The organism is Nocardioides daedukensis, assembly GCF_013408415.1.
GTDB classification, from domain to species: Bacteria; Actinomycetota; Actinomycetes; order Propionibacteriales; family Nocardioidaceae; genus Nocardioides; species Nocardioides daedukensis.
Map to the genome: position 1 here is coordinate 2,070,672 of NZ_JACCAA010000001.1, position 16,041 is coordinate 2,086,712.

Annotated in this window: 13 protein-coding genes; 1 reads left to right on the forward strand and 12 read right to left on the reverse strand. The window is 68.3% G+C overall.

The annotated features are described in order from the left end of the window. Positions 1–132: 132 nt before the first annotated feature. The 10 genes from clpB to dnaK form a co-directional block, all read right to left on the reverse strand. The gene (gene clpB / locus BJ980_RS10250) at positions 133–2,730 is read right to left on the reverse strand and encodes an ATP-dependent chaperone ClpB (RefSeq protein WP_179502194.1); all 2,598 of its coding nucleotides are present in this window, start codon (positions 2,728–2,730) and stop codon (positions 133–135) included. Between the two features lie 170 nt (positions 2,731–2,900). Next, positions 2,901–4,319, reverse strand: a complete 1,419-nt coding sequence (locus BJ980_RS10255; protein WP_179502195.1) for a hypothetical protein — start codon at positions 4,317–4,319, stop codon at positions 2,901–2,903. Between the two features lie 490 nt (positions 4,320–4,809). Then, positions 4,810–5,841, reverse strand: a complete 1,032-nt coding sequence (locus BJ980_RS10260; RefSeq protein ID WP_179502196.1) for a DUF222 domain-containing protein — start codon at positions 5,839–5,841, stop codon at positions 4,810–4,812. 149 nt (positions 5,842–5,990) lie between these two features. After that, entirely contained in the window at positions 5,991–6,848 is an 858-nt protein-coding gene (locus BJ980_RS10265) for an Abi-alpha family protein (protein WP_179502197.1), read from the reverse strand. Between the two features lie 11 nt (positions 6,849–6,859). Then, a complete protein-coding gene (locus tag BJ980_RS10270) occupies positions 6,860–8,194 on the reverse strand; it encodes a DUF445 domain-containing protein (RefSeq protein WP_218855468.1) in 1,335 nt (444 codons plus the stop codon). Positions 8,195–8,287: 93 nt separating this feature from the next. Then, complete coding sequence (locus tag BJ980_RS10275; protein ID WP_179502198.1) at positions 8,288–8,914, reverse strand: TetR/AcrR family transcriptional regulator; 627 nt, start codon at positions 8,912–8,914, stop codon at positions 8,288–8,290. 73 nt (positions 8,915–8,987) lie between these two features. After that, on the reverse strand, positions 8,988–9,398 hold the full coding sequence (locus tag BJ980_RS10280; protein WP_179502199.1) for a heat shock protein transcriptional repressor HspR: 411 nt from the start codon (positions 9,396–9,398) through the stop codon (positions 8,988–8,990). 2 nt (positions 9,399–9,400) lie between these two features. Continuing rightward, positions 9,401–10,552 carry a molecular chaperone DnaJ gene (gene dnaJ / locus BJ980_RS10285; protein ID WP_179502200.1) on the reverse strand — a complete coding sequence of 384 codons (1,152 nt, stop codon included), beginning with the start codon at positions 10,550–10,552 and terminating at the stop codon, positions 9,401–9,403. A 52-nt stretch (positions 10,553–10,604) separates the two neighbouring features. Then, entirely contained in the window at positions 10,605–11,255 is a 651-nt protein-coding gene (gene grpE / locus BJ980_RS10290; RefSeq protein ID WP_179502201.1) for a nucleotide exchange factor GrpE, read from the reverse strand. After that, positions 11,252–13,114 carry a molecular chaperone DnaK gene (gene dnaK / locus BJ980_RS10295; RefSeq protein ID WP_179502202.1) on the reverse strand — a complete coding sequence of 621 codons (1,863 nt, stop codon included), beginning with the start codon at positions 13,112–13,114 and terminating at the stop codon, positions 11,252–11,254. Before dnaK ends, grpE begins: the two co-directional genes overlap by 4 nt. Positions 13,115–13,397: 283 nt before the next feature. Between dnaK and BJ980_RS10300 the strand changes: the two genes are divergently transcribed. Next, complete coding sequence (locus BJ980_RS10300; RefSeq protein WP_179502203.1) at positions 13,398–13,856, forward strand: SRPBCC family protein; 459 nt, start codon at positions 13,398–13,400, stop codon at positions 13,854–13,856. 77 nt (positions 13,857–13,933) lie between these two features. On the opposite strand, the gene BJ980_RS10305 is transcribed toward BJ980_RS10300, so the two are convergent. Both BJ980_RS10305 and BJ980_RS19295 read right to left on the reverse strand, forming a co-directional pair. After that, positions 13,934–14,572: a PepSY domain-containing protein gene (locus BJ980_RS10305; protein WP_179502204.1), complete on the reverse strand. Its 639-nt coding sequence runs from the start codon at positions 14,570–14,572 to the stop codon at positions 13,934–13,936. An 88-nt stretch (positions 14,573–14,660) separates the two neighbouring features. After that, a complete protein-coding gene (locus BJ980_RS19295) occupies positions 14,661–16,022 on the reverse strand; it encodes an ATP-binding protein (protein WP_218855469.1) in 1,362 nt (453 codons plus the stop codon). Positions 16,023–16,041: the final 19 nt, after the last annotated feature.

Sequence of the window (16,041 nt, forward strand, 5' to 3'; positions counted from 1 at the left end):
AGTCTCTCAGGCGACCATGACGCGGCAGGCACCGCGCGCCCCCCGGGGATCCGAAAAGATCCGAGGGGGACGCACGGCGCCATGCTGGAAGTCGAACCGCGACAGACGATCAGCGGGTCTGCGACAGCCTGATCAGCTGGTCTGCAGCACCAGGTCGTCGCCGTCCTCGGCGACCGAGATGGTGACCTGGCCGCCGTCGGTGACGGTTCCGGCGATGAGCAGCCTGGCCAACCGGTCACCGATCGCGGTCTGGATCAACCGGCGCAGCGGACGCGCACCGTAGGCCGGGTCATAGCCCTTGTCGGCCAGCCAGGTCTTCGCCTCGTCGGTGACACCGATCGTGATCCGTCGGACCGCGAGCCGCTTCTCGAGCTGGGCGAGCTGCAGGTCGACGATGTGGGTCAGCGCCTGCTTGGTCAGCGCCTCGAACATCACGATCTCGTCGAGCCGGTTGAGGAACTCGGGCTTGAAGTGTCCCCGGACGACGCTCATCACCGAGGCGTGCTTGGCCTCCGGCTCCAGCAACGGGTCGACCAGGAAGTTCGAGCCCAGGTTGCTGGTCAGGATCAGCAGGGTGTTGCGGAAGTCGACCGTGCGACCCTGTCCGTCGGTCAGCCGACCGTCGTCGAGCACCTGCAACAGGATGTCGAAGACCTCCGGGTGTGCCTTCTCCACCTCGTCGAGGAGAACCACGCTGTACGGGCGACGGCGTACGGCCTCAGTCAGCTGGCCACCCTCGTCGTAGCCGACATAGCCGGGAGGCGCACCGACCAGGCGGGAGACCGAGTGCTTCTCGGAATATTCGCTCATGTCGATGCGGACCATCGCCCGCTCGTCGTCGAAGAGGAAGTCTGCCAGCGACTTGGCCAGCTCGGTCTTCCCGGTGCCGGTGGGGCCGAGGAAGAGGAACGAGCCGGTGGGCCGGTTCGGGTCGGAGACTCCCGCGCGCGAACGGCGTACGGCGTCGCTCACCGCGTTGACGGCTGCCTCCTGCCCGATCAGGCGCTGGCCGATCTCGGCCTCCATCTCGAGCAGCTTGGCGGTCTCGCCCTGCAGCATCCGACCGGTGGGGATGCCGGTCCAGGCCTCGACGACGTCGGCGATCTGCTCGGCGCCGACCTCTTCGCCGACCAGCTTCTCGGTGGTGGCGGCCGACTCGGCGCTCTCGGACTCGCGGAGCTTGCGCTCCAGGTCCGGGATCTGGCCGTAGAGCATCTCGCTGGCCTCGTCGAGCTTGCCCTCGCGGGTCAGCTTCTCGGCCTGGATCTTGACCGCGTCGAGCCGGCGGCGGAGCTCACCCTCGCCCTCGAGCGAGGACTTCTCCCGCTCCCAGCGCGCCTCGAGCCCACGCAGCTCCTCCTCCTGGTCGGCGAGGTCGCCGCGCAGCTTCGCCAGCCGCTCGACGGATGCGTCGTCGGACTCCTTGGCGAGCGCGAACTCCTCCATCTTGAGCCGGTCGACCGAGCGCCGCAGCTTGTCGATCTCCTCGGGCGAGGACTCGCGCTCCATCCGCAGCCGGCTGGACGCCTCGTCGATGAGGTCGATCGCCTTGTCCGGCAGCTGTCGGCCGGTGATGTAGCGGTCGCTCAGGGTCGCGGCGGCAACCAGCGCGGCGTCGGTGATCCGGACGCCGTGGTGGGCCTCGTACTTCTCCTGGATCCCGCGCAGGATCGCAATCGTGTCCTCGACACTGGGCTCACCGACGAAGACCTGCTGGAAGCGCCGCTCCAGAGCCGGGTCCTTCTCGATGTTCTCGCGATACTCGTCGAGCGTGGTGGCGCCGATCATGTGCAGCTCGCCGCGGGCCAGCATCGGCTTGAGCATGTTGCCTGCGTCCATCGAGCCGTCCCCGGTGCCGCCGGCACCGACCACCGTGTGCAGCTCGTCGATGAAGGTGACCACCTGGCCACCGGCGTCCTTGATCTCCTCGAGGACCGCCTTGAGCCGCTCCTCGAACTCGCCGCGATATTTCGCGCCGGCCACCATCGCGGCCAGGTCGAGGCTGAGCACCCGTCGTCCCTTGAGGGAGTCGGGCACGTCACCGGCCACGACCCGTTGGGCGAGCCCCTCGACGACGGCCGTCTTGCCGACGCCGGGCTCACCGATCAGGACGGGATTGTTCTTCGTACGACGGCTGAGCACCTGCACGACGCGGCGGATCTCGGCGTCACGGCCGATCACCGGGTCGAGGCGGCCTTCCTCGGCAGCCTTGGTGAGGTCGACGGAATACTTCTCGAGCGACTCGCACGTCGACTCGGCCTCCTGGCTGGTGACCCGTCGGTTCCCGCGGACCGCGGTGAGTCCCTCGCGCAGACCGGTCTCGGTGAGCCCGGCGTCGGTGAGGACCGTGCGGGCAGAGCTCTCGACGGTGGCCAGGCTGATCAGCAGGTGCTCGGTGGCGACGAAGTCGTCCTTCATGCTGGTGGCCAGGTCCATCGCGCCGGCCAGGACGCGGGTCAGTGCCGCGGAGGCTCCGGGCTGCTGCACGGTGGCCCCGCTGGCGGTGGGCAGCCGGCTCAACGTGGCTTCGGCCTTCCCGGTCAGGGCGTCGGCGTCGACGCCTGCCTTGGTGACCAGGTTGCGCGCGGTGCCTTCCTGCTCACGGAGCAGGGCGACGAGCAGGTGGATCGGCTCGGTCTGGGTGTGGCCACCGGTGGTGGCGGAGAGCTGGGCCGCTTCGATTGCCTCGCGGCTGCGGGTGGTGAACTTGTCTGCACCGAACGTGCTCATTGGGCGTTGCCCCCTCATGCGTGACGATGACGGCACCCAGTGTGTCCGTCATCGATGTCAACGCGCGAGAAGTTGAGTCCATTCCACTCAACTTTGACTTTTTTCCGGCGAGGTAGAGCCCGGTCGAATCAACGAGTCACGGCATCTCGGTTGCCGAGTCCTCGAGGAGCTCAGACCGGCTGGTCGACCGTCACTCGGGCGTAGGCGGTCGACGGAGGCGGAGGCGGCGTGAAGTCGGGGACGTCGAGGGCGTCGAGCCCCTCGAGCTCCCGCAGCCGCTGCTGGATGATTGACTCGGTGTCGACGTACTCCTGGGCGATCTCGATCAGGACGTCACCCACGTCGGCCAGCTCTGTCCGGGTCACGGTGCTGACCTCGACGAACTCGTCGAGCAGTGCCTTCCACTGCCGATAAGGACCGTGTGCGCCCAGGCCGATGGTGTCCGGCCGCTCCCAGGGAGCCTGGATCTCGGCCCCGGCGGCCTCGGCCCGAGCCACCGCAAGGTTGTCGCAGATGAACGGGGCGATCACACCGCCAAGAAAGGAGAGCGTCTCCGCATTGACCTCGAGACCCTGGGTGGAGGCATCGAGGAGCCCGGGCTTGCGGAGCAGGAAGGCGTCAGCGTTCTGACCCGTGACCTCGCTCAGGGCGCTGGTCAGGCTGGTCCGGACGCTCGACTCCTCGCCGCGCACGGTCGTCTTGAGCTCGTCGAGGTAGGTGCGCACGTTCTCGTAGACGCCCATGGCCGTGTCCGCGCCGTATTGTTTCTGCGCGGGTGACGGAGCCTCGTCCGCCGGTGTCATGCCGGAGAGCGCGGCGACGATGGTCCGGCCGTTCGCGATGATCAGGCTGCTCGTGCCACCGGTGATGAAGAGGCTGGCCCCGGCCAGCACCGCGCCGATGATCTTCAGGTCCGCGGCGGAGCTGCTGGACTTGCGCTCGCGCATCACCTCGAGCACGTCGTCGGCGATCACGGGCAGGTCCTGGCGGAGCGCGCGGAAGAGGTTCTGCTCGCCGGCGAGGTTCATCCCGAGGATGCCCAGGATGGCCAGTTGTCCGCGGACGACGCCCGGGAGCTTGTTGCTGTAGGCCAGCGAGAAGCTGTCCATCACGCCCTGCATCGGCAGGATCTCTCCGCAGAACGAGGTGAGTGCGCCGTCGAGGTCGTCGTTGGAGGTCTCGAGGCTCGGGTCGGCCGATGCGCCGGTCGTGCTGACGTGGGTGCTCACGTTGATGACGGAGATGGCGTTGCGGATCTTGCCCAGCGGCGCCTCGAAATCGAGCGGGTGCGGCAGGCCCTTCCACTCGAGGAAGAGGTCGAAGATGCGCTCGTACCAGTCCGCCCACACCGCCCTGAAGTCGGTTTCGGCCGTTCCGGCGAACTCGTCGGACTTGAGCCAACCGTCCTCCCCCACGATCTGCACACGCAACCCGTCGTGGCTCAACACGTACGTCGAGACCGGCGCGACGGACATGTCGGAGATCCAACCCTCGTCCGACTTGTGCCAGCCCCTGTCAGCCATGTCCCATTCGATCGCCGCGTCGGCGATGCGGGCGGCGGTCCCGGTGAGCTCGTCATAGGTGGACATGGCGTTCACACTTCCGTCTGCGGCCGGGCCAACCCCGGCGTCCACCTATAAGTGCCCGGTGACATACGCCCGAAACCCAGCATTGGTTCTGGGCAGGTTCGAGTCTCGCGCCAGGGTCCCTCGGGCGTCGGCGCCACGTCAGGGGCGATCCAGTCAGGGTCGAGAGCAGCAGACCGCCCATGCGGCGATCGTGCCGGTGGTCCCGGCACACTCCAGGCAGGGTCGCACTCAAGGAAAGGTCACTCGGAGCAGGCTCGGTCACCGCCCCGGGAGGTCTCAGCATCTCCTGTGGAAGGTGACTTGCCCGTCGGGGCGCAGGGTGTGGTCATAAGCGGGATCGTGGACGCGTTGGTGGTGATGCGTGCACAGGCATCCGCCGTTGGCGATGGTGGTGGGCCGCCCTGGGACCACGGCCTCCAATGGTGGACGTCGCACCATTCGGCCGGGACCGAGCAGCCCGTGGCTCGACACCACTTGTCGCGCAGGCGGATCATCTTGCGGGCCATCGGGGGATGCAGCCTGGTCGATCGGCCGGCGTCGAGCACCTGCCCGGCGCCACCCAGGACGCGGGAATCAGGTTGGCCTGGCAGGCCAGCCGGCGGGCATCGGCTGCGGTGATGGGGGTGGAGTCGTCGAAGCCGAGCCCGGCAGCTCCGAGCGTGCCCAGCAGCTGCTCCAGGGTCAGGGTGACGATCACCGTGGTCGCGTCCCCGCCATGATGGGGCAACCGGTCGGGATCGATGCGTTCCAACAAGTCGCCCAACGCCAGGGCCAGCAACCGATGCCTCGGGGCGCGCAGTCCGTCGGCGTCTGCGGCCTGCTTGCGGGGTTGGGCGAAGGCGTCGAGATTCTTCTCCAGGCGGTGCGCCACGGCGTCGGGCAGGATGCCGGACAGCCGGGTGGTGCCGTCACCCATCGGCCGCAGCGAGAGGCGGGCACGTTCACGGGCGCGGCGCTCCTGATCGGCAAGGCGTTGGGCCTCGCGCTCCTGGGCGCTTGCAGGGTCGACCACATCGGCAAGGTGGCGCCCCATCGCCCGCAACCGGGCAGGGTCCAGGTCGGCGGCGTGGGTGATCATCAGCTCTTCGGCGACCTGCAGCTGCTCACGGTCCAGCTCGTCGTCGACCTCGGCCAGGGCGTCGACGATCGCCTCGGTCTGCGCCAGCGTGAGTGATCCAGCGGCCAGGGCCGCGGCTGTGCGGGTCCAGCGAGACTCCAGCGCCTGGGCCAGTCGCAGCTGTCCGTGCGCCGCGCGGGCGTCGGTGTTCGTGTATGCCGCCAACCAGGCACCGGCGTTGCGGGCGCCGTCACGCTCCGCGACATCGTCCGCACCAGCCAGCACCCGCAGCTTCAACGCAGCCACTCGCGACTCGGCTCGGACCAGGTCGACCAGCAGGCCGGCCTTCGCGTCGGTGGAGGCGAAGGTGGGCTGCGCATCAGCCAACGAGTCCAACAATCCGTGCATGTTTGCGACACCAGACACGAAGACCGAGCGACCCGAGTCGATCGGGAATTCGGTCATCGGGATGCCTCCGTCCGCATCTTCTGCGAAGTAGATCGACCTCTTCAGATCGATCTCCGGTCGATTCCGGATGCGCTCTCAACGCCCTCCGAAACCTTCATCCGAGCATCCCACCCACCACCGACACTGATGATGGTTCGGCCCCAGGGTCAGTCGAGGTCCTGCGGCGCCATGTGCTCAGGCAGCACGGCCGTCGACTCCGTCTCGTCCAGAAGACAGGTGCGACAGAAGTCCTCGCCGAACGGTGTCAGGTGGACCGATCGGCGTACGACCTTGGCGAACCGCACCGAGTGCATCGCCTCGAGCACGTCGGGCTGCGCCTCGACCACCTGGTATTCCATCGGGTCCTTCAGCTGTTCCTTCGAATACCAGATCAGCCCCAGCCGGAAGAGGTTGTTCAGGTAGGACGGCACCTGGTCCACATAACGCGTCCCGGCACGCGGGCCGATCATGTTCAGCCCCGCGGCCACGAGGTCGGAGCTGACCATCCCGACCGGCCCACCCGTGCGTACGTCGACCGTCGCCTGCGGGCCGCTGCGCATGAGGAGGAGCAGGATCCGGCCCTCGTCGGGAGCCAGCTCGGAGAGGATCCGCTCATAGGCGGGGTGCCCGGTCGAGTCGTCCCAGACGTTGCGACTCTTCTCGAGCAGCTCACGCCCGGCCTTGCGGAGGTCGACCGGGCTCGCGACGTCGCGCCGGCTGCTGTGCGTCAGCGGGTTGGAGGTGCGCAGCGGCGGCACCGTCGGCTCACTCGACGACGATGAGTCGTCGGAAGGCTTGAGCGCTCCCCCGGCCACCTCGGCCACGCCGTTGACGAGGACCTTTGCGGCAGTGGCCACGTCGGAGGCGAAGTCGATCGCCTCCGTGGGCGAGGAGGCCGCGCGGAACAGGCGACGCCCGATGCCGAAACCGGTCGCCACCGCCCACTCCGTGGTGTGCCAGGCCGCGCCTGCGGCCAGACGCGCCACCGAGGACTCGTCCGGTTGCTGCTGTCGGTCAAGACTCATCTGTCCTCATCTCAGTGCACTCCTGCCGCCGCGAAGATCGCCCAGTGCAGGAATCCTCCCGCAAACCCCATGATCGCGCCGTGGGCATAGAGCATCCACTCGTCCTCCTTGATCGCGGCTCGCATCATCTCGACGAAGTCGCGGGGAGGGAGCTCCTTGGTACGTGCGCCGATCAGCTGGCGGATCTTCTCCGACTGCTGCCTGCTGAACTCCGGGTCCTTGAACGGGGTGATCGTGCGGCCGACGGCCTCCGTGGCGAAGGCGCCGGTCACCGCGGCGTACTCCTTCTTGCCCATCGCGACCCGGACCGCACCGCGCAACGGCCCGGCCGCCTGGTCGATGGCGGGGGCCATCGCGGTGGCCAGCATCTGCCGGGTGCGGTCGCCGCGCGGGCCGTCGAGCAGGAAGTCACCGATGTTCTCGAGGGTGATCACCTCGTCGGCGATGATCTGCGCGTAGACCTCGGCGGCCTCGGGCTGACGGCGCGGGAAGAGGCCCTGGAACGTGATCCCGAACCGCTTCTGCTTCTCCGGCGGCTCGAAGATCAACCACATGCCCAGGGCGTTGGTGACCCAGCCGACCAGAATCCCCAGGAAGGGCAGCGTCCACCACGGGCTGTGCAGGGCGTGGTCGATGAACGCGACCGGGACGCCGAGCAGGAACCCGAAGATGAAACCGAAGTTGACCATCATCCGCAGCTCCTTCCTTCCGAAGTCGCGGAAGATGCGGACCACGAGCGAGGGGTCCTTGGAGAACTGGTCGATCACCATGATCTTGGGATCGAGCAGCTGGTCGATGTGTATGCCGATCTCGGTGGTGATCCGGCGCACGATCCCGGGCAGCTGGGCTTGCACGCGGTCATAGACCGCCTGCTTGCCGAACGACGGTACGTCGCGCCACATCGCCGGGTGCTCGCGCTGCATGACTTCGTTGACCAGCTCGGGGATGTCCGGCTCGAAGACGGCCACGATGTGCTCGGCGATCTTCTCGGGCTCCAGCTGTTGATAGAACTCAGCCGGCGTGCCCAGCTTGGCGATCGCCTTGTCGACGGCGATCGATCCCATCTTCGCGGCGCGGGCAGGAACAATGCCCTGCCAGCCGAGGCCGCCTTGGAGGACGCCGGGGATCTCCTGGATCTTGCGCGGAGCAAGCCGGGAGAGCTGAGCCATCCCGGGGACCTTGATCCCGTGGAAGTGGACCGGGTTGAAGAGCATGATCAGCCCGGTCCAGTTGATCAACCAGCCGACCACGGCCGTGAAGATCGGGATGGTGAGGAACGCGAGCCAGTTGACGTCGCTGAAGTAGGCCTCGAGCCCACTCTGGATCGATTCGAGCGACGCACCCACCACCTTTCGTGTCCAAGCCCGCCCCTGAGCGCAGAGACTATCGACTCCAGCCCCCGGCGGAAGGCGATCCCAAAGCGCTGACGAATCGGGCGATCACCGCCGCGCGGCAGCCACGTCCATCCCGACGGCCATTCCGACCAGTGCCTCGACCATCGCGCCCGTGTCCAGGTCGGTGGGGGTGACGACCAGACCGAGGACGAATCTGACGTAGAGATCGGCGACGACCTCGGTGGCGGCGTCGTCCGCTTCGGGCCAGCGACCCTTGATGATCGCGGCCAGGCGGGTCCGAACCGGAACGATGATGAGGTCCGAACGCAACGTCAGGATCGGGATCAGGCCGTCGGTCGAGCCGTTCCTGGCGTCGGCCAGCATGCGCCCGACCATCTTGTGGCCGGCGGTCTCGTCGAGCATCCAGGTGAGCCCCTGGCGAACTGCGTCGCTGAAGCGGTCCGCGGCCTGGATCTGGGCCTCGAGCTCGACCAGGAACCGCTCGAGCTCGCGATGGAAGATCGCCAACGAGAGCTGGTCCTTGGTTCCGAACTCGTTGTAGATCGTCTGCCGACTGACGCCCACGTCTCGAGCGATGTCCGCGATCCGCACCTGCCCCCAGGTGGACTCGTTCGCCCGGGCCCAGGCGGCGTCGAGGATCGAGGCGCGAAGGAGGCCGTGCACCTTGTTGCGGAAGGTCTCGCCGCCGGCCCCTTCGGCTTCCTGGTTCATGGGACGAACTTTACGTCATCGAGGATTCGTCAACCGAGTGATCATCCGCGACCCGCTGTTCCGCAGGAGACCGTCAGCGGCCGCGGCGCCATACGACCATCTGCGAGCCGGAACGCTCGCGCAGCACGGGCACGCGGTTGGACACGCTGGGCGGGGTCACGGCCAGCAGCTCCCGCATCGCCTCGCGGGTCGCGGCCACCTCTGCGAGCAGCTCCTCGTTGCGGGCCTGCAGCGCGTCGATCCTGTTCTCCAGCTCGAGGATGCGGCGCACTCCCTCGATGCCAATGCCATGGGCGGTGAGATCCGCGATCACGCGCAACATCTCGATGTCACGCGATGAATAGCGCCGACCGCCCCCGCCGGTGCGATTGGGGGTGATCAGGCCCATCCGCTCGTAGGTCCGCAGCGTCTGCGGGTGCAGCCCGGCCAGCTCCGCGGCCACGCTGATCACATAGACGCCGACGGCGGGATCGGGGGCCACCATGCTCAGGCCTCCTCGAACAGCTTGCTGCGCAACGGCTTCCCGCTGGTGGCCTGGCGATAGGCCTCGACCGCCTCACGGGCGGCCTGGTCCAGCATCGCTGGGACGTGCACCTCGAGGGTGACCAGCAGGTCGGCGTTGGTGCCGTCCTTCTTCTTCGCGCCGCGACCTCGGACCCGGAAGGTGCGCCCGTTGGGTGTGCCGGCCGGGATCTTCAGCGTCACCGGTGCGCCACCGAGGGTGGGCACCTTGATCTCCGCGCCGAGCGCGGCCTCGTCGAAGGAGACCGGGACCTCGAGGGTCAGGTTGTCGCCCTTGCGCCCGAAGAGTCGGTGGGGAGTGACCTTCACAGTGACGAAGAGGTCGCCGTTGGGGCCGCCGTTCTCGCCGGTGCCGCCCTTGCCGCGCAGCCGGATCCGCTGGCCGTCCTTGACGCCGGCGGGGATCCGGGCCTGGATCGAGCGTGCCGAGGTGCCGCGACCAGAGCCGAGGCAGGTCGGGCAGGGCTCGTCATAGACCAGTTGCCGTCCACCGCATGCGGGGCAGGTCTCGTTGAGGGTGAATGCTCCGCCCGAGGTCGAGGCGACCATGCCGGCGCCCTCGCAGACCTGGCAGATGTGTGGCTTGGTGCCCGGCTTGCCGCCGGTGCCCGAGCAGGTGGCGCAGGGGGACTCAGAGGTCAGCCGCAGGCTGATCGTCACGCCGTCCATCGCGTCGACGAAGCTGATCGTGGCGTTGCTCTCCACGTCGGGGCCACGTTGGGGTCGGGGGGCGCGACGGCCGCCTGCGCGGGTGCCCCCGAAGAGGTCGCCGAACATGTCACCGAAGCCGCCGCCACCGGCAGCCCGGTCACGGAGCAGGTCGTTGATGTCGAACCCGCCGCCGCCACCGCCACCGAAGCCGCCACCGAACCCACCCATCGGGGCGCTGCGGATGGCGTCGTACTCCGGGCGCTTCTCGGCGTCCCCGACCACGTCGTAGGCCTCGGCGACAGCCTTGAACTTCTCGTGCTTCTTCTCGTCGCCGGGGTTGGAGTCCGGGTGGTTGGCGCGCGCAAGACGGCGATAGGCCTTCTTGATCTCGTCGGCGCTGGCGTCCTTCGAGACCCCGAGCTCTGCGTAGTAGTCCTTGCTCGCCCAGTCGGCCTTGCCGCTCATGCGCGCGCCTCCCTTCCGTCGTCGTTTCCGGTGATGCTCTGGTGGGTCCTGATCACTCTGCAGCGGGAGCGTCGGCCGGTGCCGATGCCGCGCCCGGTGCAGCGGGGTCGACCACGAGGACCTGGGCCGCGCGTACGACGCGTTCCCCGATCTTGTAGCCGCCCTTGGCCACGATCTTCACCGTGGTGACCTCGACCTCGGCATCCTCGCCCAGGTGGGAGAGGGCGTCGTGGATCGTCGGATCGAACACGTCGCCGGGCGCGCCGTAGCGCACCAGGCCCTGCCCTGCGACGACCCGCTCCAGCTGGTCGGCGACCGCGCGGAACCCGTCATCGAGCGGACCGTGCTCCTTGGCCCGGTCGATGTTGTCGAGAACCTCGGTGATCGGGGCGAGCGCCGAGAAGGTGGCGTTCTCCTTGATCAGCTCGCGGTCCCGGTCGACCCGGCGCTTGTAGTTGAGGAACTCGGCCTGCAGGCGCTGCAGGTCGAGGGTCCGCTCCTCGAGCTCCATCTTGGTGACGGTGAGCTCGTCGGTGGCCGACTCGGAGGGATCCTCGCCCGCTACGTCACCGGGTTCACCCGGCGACCCCGGGGAGGGTGCGGCCTCAGCGGCCGCACCCTCCTCCACGGTCTCACCGGCGTCTGCCGGGTCGGGGAGGTCCTGGCTCGGGTCCTGGGGGGACTCGTCGGGGCCTTGGGTCACTTGGACTCACCCTCGGCGCCCTCGGCAGGCTCCTCGTCCACGATCTCGGCGTCGACGACGTCCTCGTCCGCCTCGCCGGTGGCGCCGGTGGCGCCGCCCGCAGCAGCGGAGTCGGCCTCGGCGGCGGCGTACATCGCGGCGCCCATCTTCTGGCTGGACTCACCGAGCTTGGTGACGCCGGCCTGGAGCTCCTCGGCAGAGGCCTCCTCGTTCTCCAGCGTGGCCTTGAGGGCCTCGACGTCCGCGGTGACCTCGGTCTTGACGTCGTCGGGGACCTTGTCGCCGTTGTCGGCCAGGAACTTCTCGGTGGTGTAGACGAGACCGTCGGCCTGGTTGCGCGCCTCGACGGCTTCCTTGCGCTGGCGGTCCTCGTCGGCGTACTGCTCGGCTTCCTTGACCATCCGGTCGATGTCGTCCTTGCTCAGCGCCGACCCACCCGAGATCGTCATCGACTGCTCGCGGCCGGACGCGTGGTCCTTGGCGGAGACGTGGACGATGCCGTTGGCGTCGATGTCGAAGGTGACCTCGATCTTCGGCACGCCGCGCGGGGCCGGCGGGAGGCCGGTCAGCTCGAAGTTGCCGAGGGGCTGGTTCTGCGCCCACATCTGACGCTCACCCTGGGCGACCTTGATCTCGACCGACGGCTGGTTGTCGTCGGCGGTGGTGAAGATCTCCGAGCGCTTGGTCGGGATGGTGGTGTTGCGCTCGATCAGCGGCGTCATCACACCACCCTTGGTCTCGATGCCGAGCGAGAGCGGGGTGACGTCGAGGAGCAGGACGTCCTTGACCTCGCCCTTGAGGACACCGGCCTGGAGGGCAGCACCGACGGCGACGACCTCGTCCGGGTTGACGCCCTTGTTGGGCTCCTTGCCGCCGAGCAGGTCCTTGACCACCTCGGTCACGGCAGGCATCCGGGTCGAGCCACCGACGAGGACCACGTGGTCGATGCCGGAGACCGGCACGCCACCGTCCTTGAGCACGGCCTGGAACGGCGCCTTGGTGCGCTCGAGCAGGTCCGCGGTCAGCTTCTGGAACTCGCTGCGGGTCAGCTTCTCCTCGAAGTGGAGCGGGCCGGACTCGCCGTGGGTGATGTAGGGCAGGTGGATCTGGGTCTCGCTCGAGCTGGAGAGCTCGATCTTCGCCTTCTCCGCGGCCTCCTGGAGGCGCTGCTTGGCGATCTTGTCGGCGCCGAGGTCGACACCGTTGTTCGCCTTGAACTTCGAGATCATCCACTCGACGACCTTGTTGTCCCAGTCGTCTCCACCGAGGTGGTTGTCACCGGAGGTGGCCTTCACCTCGACGACGCCCTCACCGATCTCGAGCAGGGACACGTCGAACGTGCCGCCACCGAGGTCGAAGACGAGGATGGTCTGGTCGTCGCCCTTGTCGAGGCCGTAGGCCAGCGCGGCCGCGGTCGGCTCGTTGACGATGCGGCTGACGTTGAGGCCGGCGATCTCGCCGGCTTCCTTGGTCGCCTGGCGCTGGGCGTCGGAGAAGTAGGCCGGGACGGTGATGACCGCGTCGGTGACGGGCTCGCCGAGGTAGGCCTCTGCGTCGCGCTTCAGCTTCTGCAGGATGAACGCCGAGATCTGCTGGGGGTTGAAGGTCTTGTCGTCGATCTGCGTTGTCCAGCCCTCACCCATGTGGCGCTTGACCGAGCGGATGGTGCGGTCGACGTTGGTGACTGCCTGGCGCTTGGCGACCTCGCCGACCAGGACCTCGCCGGACTTGGCGAATGCGACGACCGAGGGCGTCGTACGCGCGCCTTCGGCGTTGGCGATGACAGTGGGTTCGCCACCTTCAAGGACGGCGACGACGGAGTTGGTCGTGCCGAGGTCGATTCCGACCGCTCGTGCCATGGGAGTGCCTCCATTGTGTGTTTCGTGTTCCCGGGTGTCCCCGGGGAGTCTGTTCGGCGACCGTGGTGGCCCGCCTTCGGGTCCATCCTGCGTCGCGATGTCGAGTGTTGCAAACAAGTTGAGTCGAATCAACTCAACTTCTGTCACTGGGCACAACTCATGATGGGCGGGATCCATTCCCGTCCCGAATGGGAAAGTTGTCTTGCGGGTACCGCCCTGTTGAACCGAAGGCCGCAGGTGCCGCAACCCGGCACCGGGTCGCCACACCGACCGAAGGAGAACGATGAGCCAGATCGAGAAGTCCATCGACGTCAACGTGCCGGTGAGCACGGCCTACAACCAGTGGACCCAGTTCGAGTCCTTCCCGCAGTTCATGAGCGGGGTGGAATCCATCACCCAGGTGGACGAGAAGCGCAACCACTGGGTCACCAACATCGCCGGGGTCGAGCGTGAGTTCGACACCGAGATCACCGAGCAGCACCCCGACGAGCGCGTTGCGTGGACGAGCGTCGGTGGCGAGGCCCAGCACGCGGGCGTCGTCACCTTCCACCGGATCGACGACAACCAGACCCGGGTGATGGTCCAGATCGACTGGAAGCCCACCGGGATCGCCGAGAAGGTCGGGTCGGCCATCAACGTCGACGACCACCAGGTCAAGCGCGACCTGGACCGGTTCAAGGAGTTCATCGAGACCCGCGGCCAGGCGTCCGGCGCATGGCGGGGAGACGTCGACGCGGGCTGACCCGCCCAGCGTCACCGTCGTACACGTCAACGGCGCACCTCCCAGGTGGGAGGTGCGCCGTTGTGCGTCGTACGACTTCAGTCGTCGCGGTTGCTGGAGAGGACCTTGTGGTTCGCGTCGAGCCGGACGCTCCACTCGGTGCCGTCGGTCTTCGTCACCTCGACCTCATAACCCCCGCTGCCGCCTCCGTCGTCGTCCCGGTCGACGTCGGTGACGGTTCCGCCACCGATCTCGGCAAGTGCCGCCTTCTTGGCCGCCGCGGTCTCGGCTGCGGTGAGCGGCGCCTCGTTGTCGTCCCTGTCGTCCCCGTCCGTGCTGTCGTCCCGGTCGTCCCTGCCCTCACCGTCGTCACTGTCGTCCCCGTCGTCGTCGGGTCCTTCGGTCTCGGTGCTGACGACCTTGCGGTCCTTGTCCAGGCGTACGTCGACCTGGGTGCCGTCCTCGCGGGTGACCTCGACCTCGTAGAAGCCGTCGTCCTCCTCCGCCTCGGTGACCTGGCCGCCGCCGGCGGCCTTCACTGCGACGCCGGAGAGCTTGTCGCGCTCGGCGTCACCGAGGTCGTCGTCCGCTACGCCTGCCCAGACCGCTCCGCCGATGCCGAGCACCGCGATCGCGGCGACGGCCGGGATCAGCACCCGGCGGGTACGCCGTCCGCGGCCGCCGGCAGCTGCCTGGGCCTGGTTGTCCTCGTGGGTTCCGTTGTGTGACTCGTTCATGGGGCTGCTTCCTCTCGTGTGGCTGATGCGATGGAGGAAGCGTGTCGCTTGGCGGCTGAACCCAGCCTGAACCTGCCTGAACGTCCGTTCAGGCTGGCGGAAGACAGACCCGGAAGCGGGCGCCACCGTCCGTGGATTCGACCACCGAGGCCTCACCGCCGTGTGCCCGGGCGATCTCGCTGACGATCGCCAGTCCGAGTCCGGAGCCGCCGTCGTCCCTGGCCCGGGCCTCGTCGAGGCGGACGAACCGTTCGAAGATGCGCTCGCGTTCTTCCGGGGGAACTCCGGTGCCGTCATCGTCGACGATCAGCCACACCCCTGCGTCGTCCACGCCGACCGACACTGCGACCCGGGAACGGGCGTGGCGCAATGCGTTGTCGACCAGGTTGCGGGCCACCTGACCGAGCGTCGCCGGGTCGCCCAGGACCCGGCCGGGCTCGATGCCACTGCCGTCGACGGTGATGCCGCGCGCTGCACCGAGGCGTCGAGCCCGGTCAACCTCGCTGAGGGCCAGGTCGTCCAGATCGACCTCGGCTGCGCCCTGACCTGCACCGCCCTCGTCCGCGCGGGTCAGGAGCAGCATCGCCTCGACCAGGCGCTGCATCCGCACCGACTCCTCGAGGACGGCCTCGGCGAGCTCCCCTTCGGGAAGGGCGCCGGGATGCGCCTGCGCCACTTCTGCGGTCTGTCGGATCCCGGCCAGCGGCGAACGGAGCTCGTGGCTGGCGTCGGAGACGAAGCGCCGCTGGCGCTGGCGAGAGGTCTCGAGCCGATCCAGCATCGCGTTCATCGTCAGCGCCAGGCGGTGGATCTCGTCGCGCGAGGCTGGTGGCTCCACCCGCGAGCCGAGGTCGTCCCCGCTGATCAGGTCGACCTGACGGCGCATCCGCTCCACCGGAGCCAGTGCTCTCCCGACCACGACCCAGGTGGTGGCGCCCACCACGAGAAGCACGATCGGCAGGCCGACCGCCAGCAGTGGGAGCAGGGCAGCGGTGGACTCGTCTGCATCCTCCTGCGACACGGCAACACTGATCACGTGGTCACCGGCGTCGGTCTCGGCCTCCTCGGTCACGACCACGTAGTCGTGGTCGGCGCCGGGCAGCTGGACGGTGTCGTCCTCGTCCGACAGGAGCCTCGCGACCGGTTGCGAGGAGAGGACCACGGCCCCATCGGGGCCACGAACCACGATGACCACATCCTCGGGGTCCTCGTCCTCGTCGGGATCCGAGTCCTCATCGCTGTCGCCGTCGTCCCCGCCGCCCCCATCTCTGTCGCCGTCGCCGTCGCCGATCGATGCTGGCAGGCCGTCCTGCTCGATCTGCGCCGCGAGTGCTGCGGCCCGCTGCTCCGCGGAGGTCTCCAAGCCGTCCACGAGGGACTGCCTCAGCAGGAGGACGAGGACGGCACATCCGGCGACCATCGCCACAGCCACCACCAGGAGGGCGCCCACAGTGGCCCGCAGGCGGACA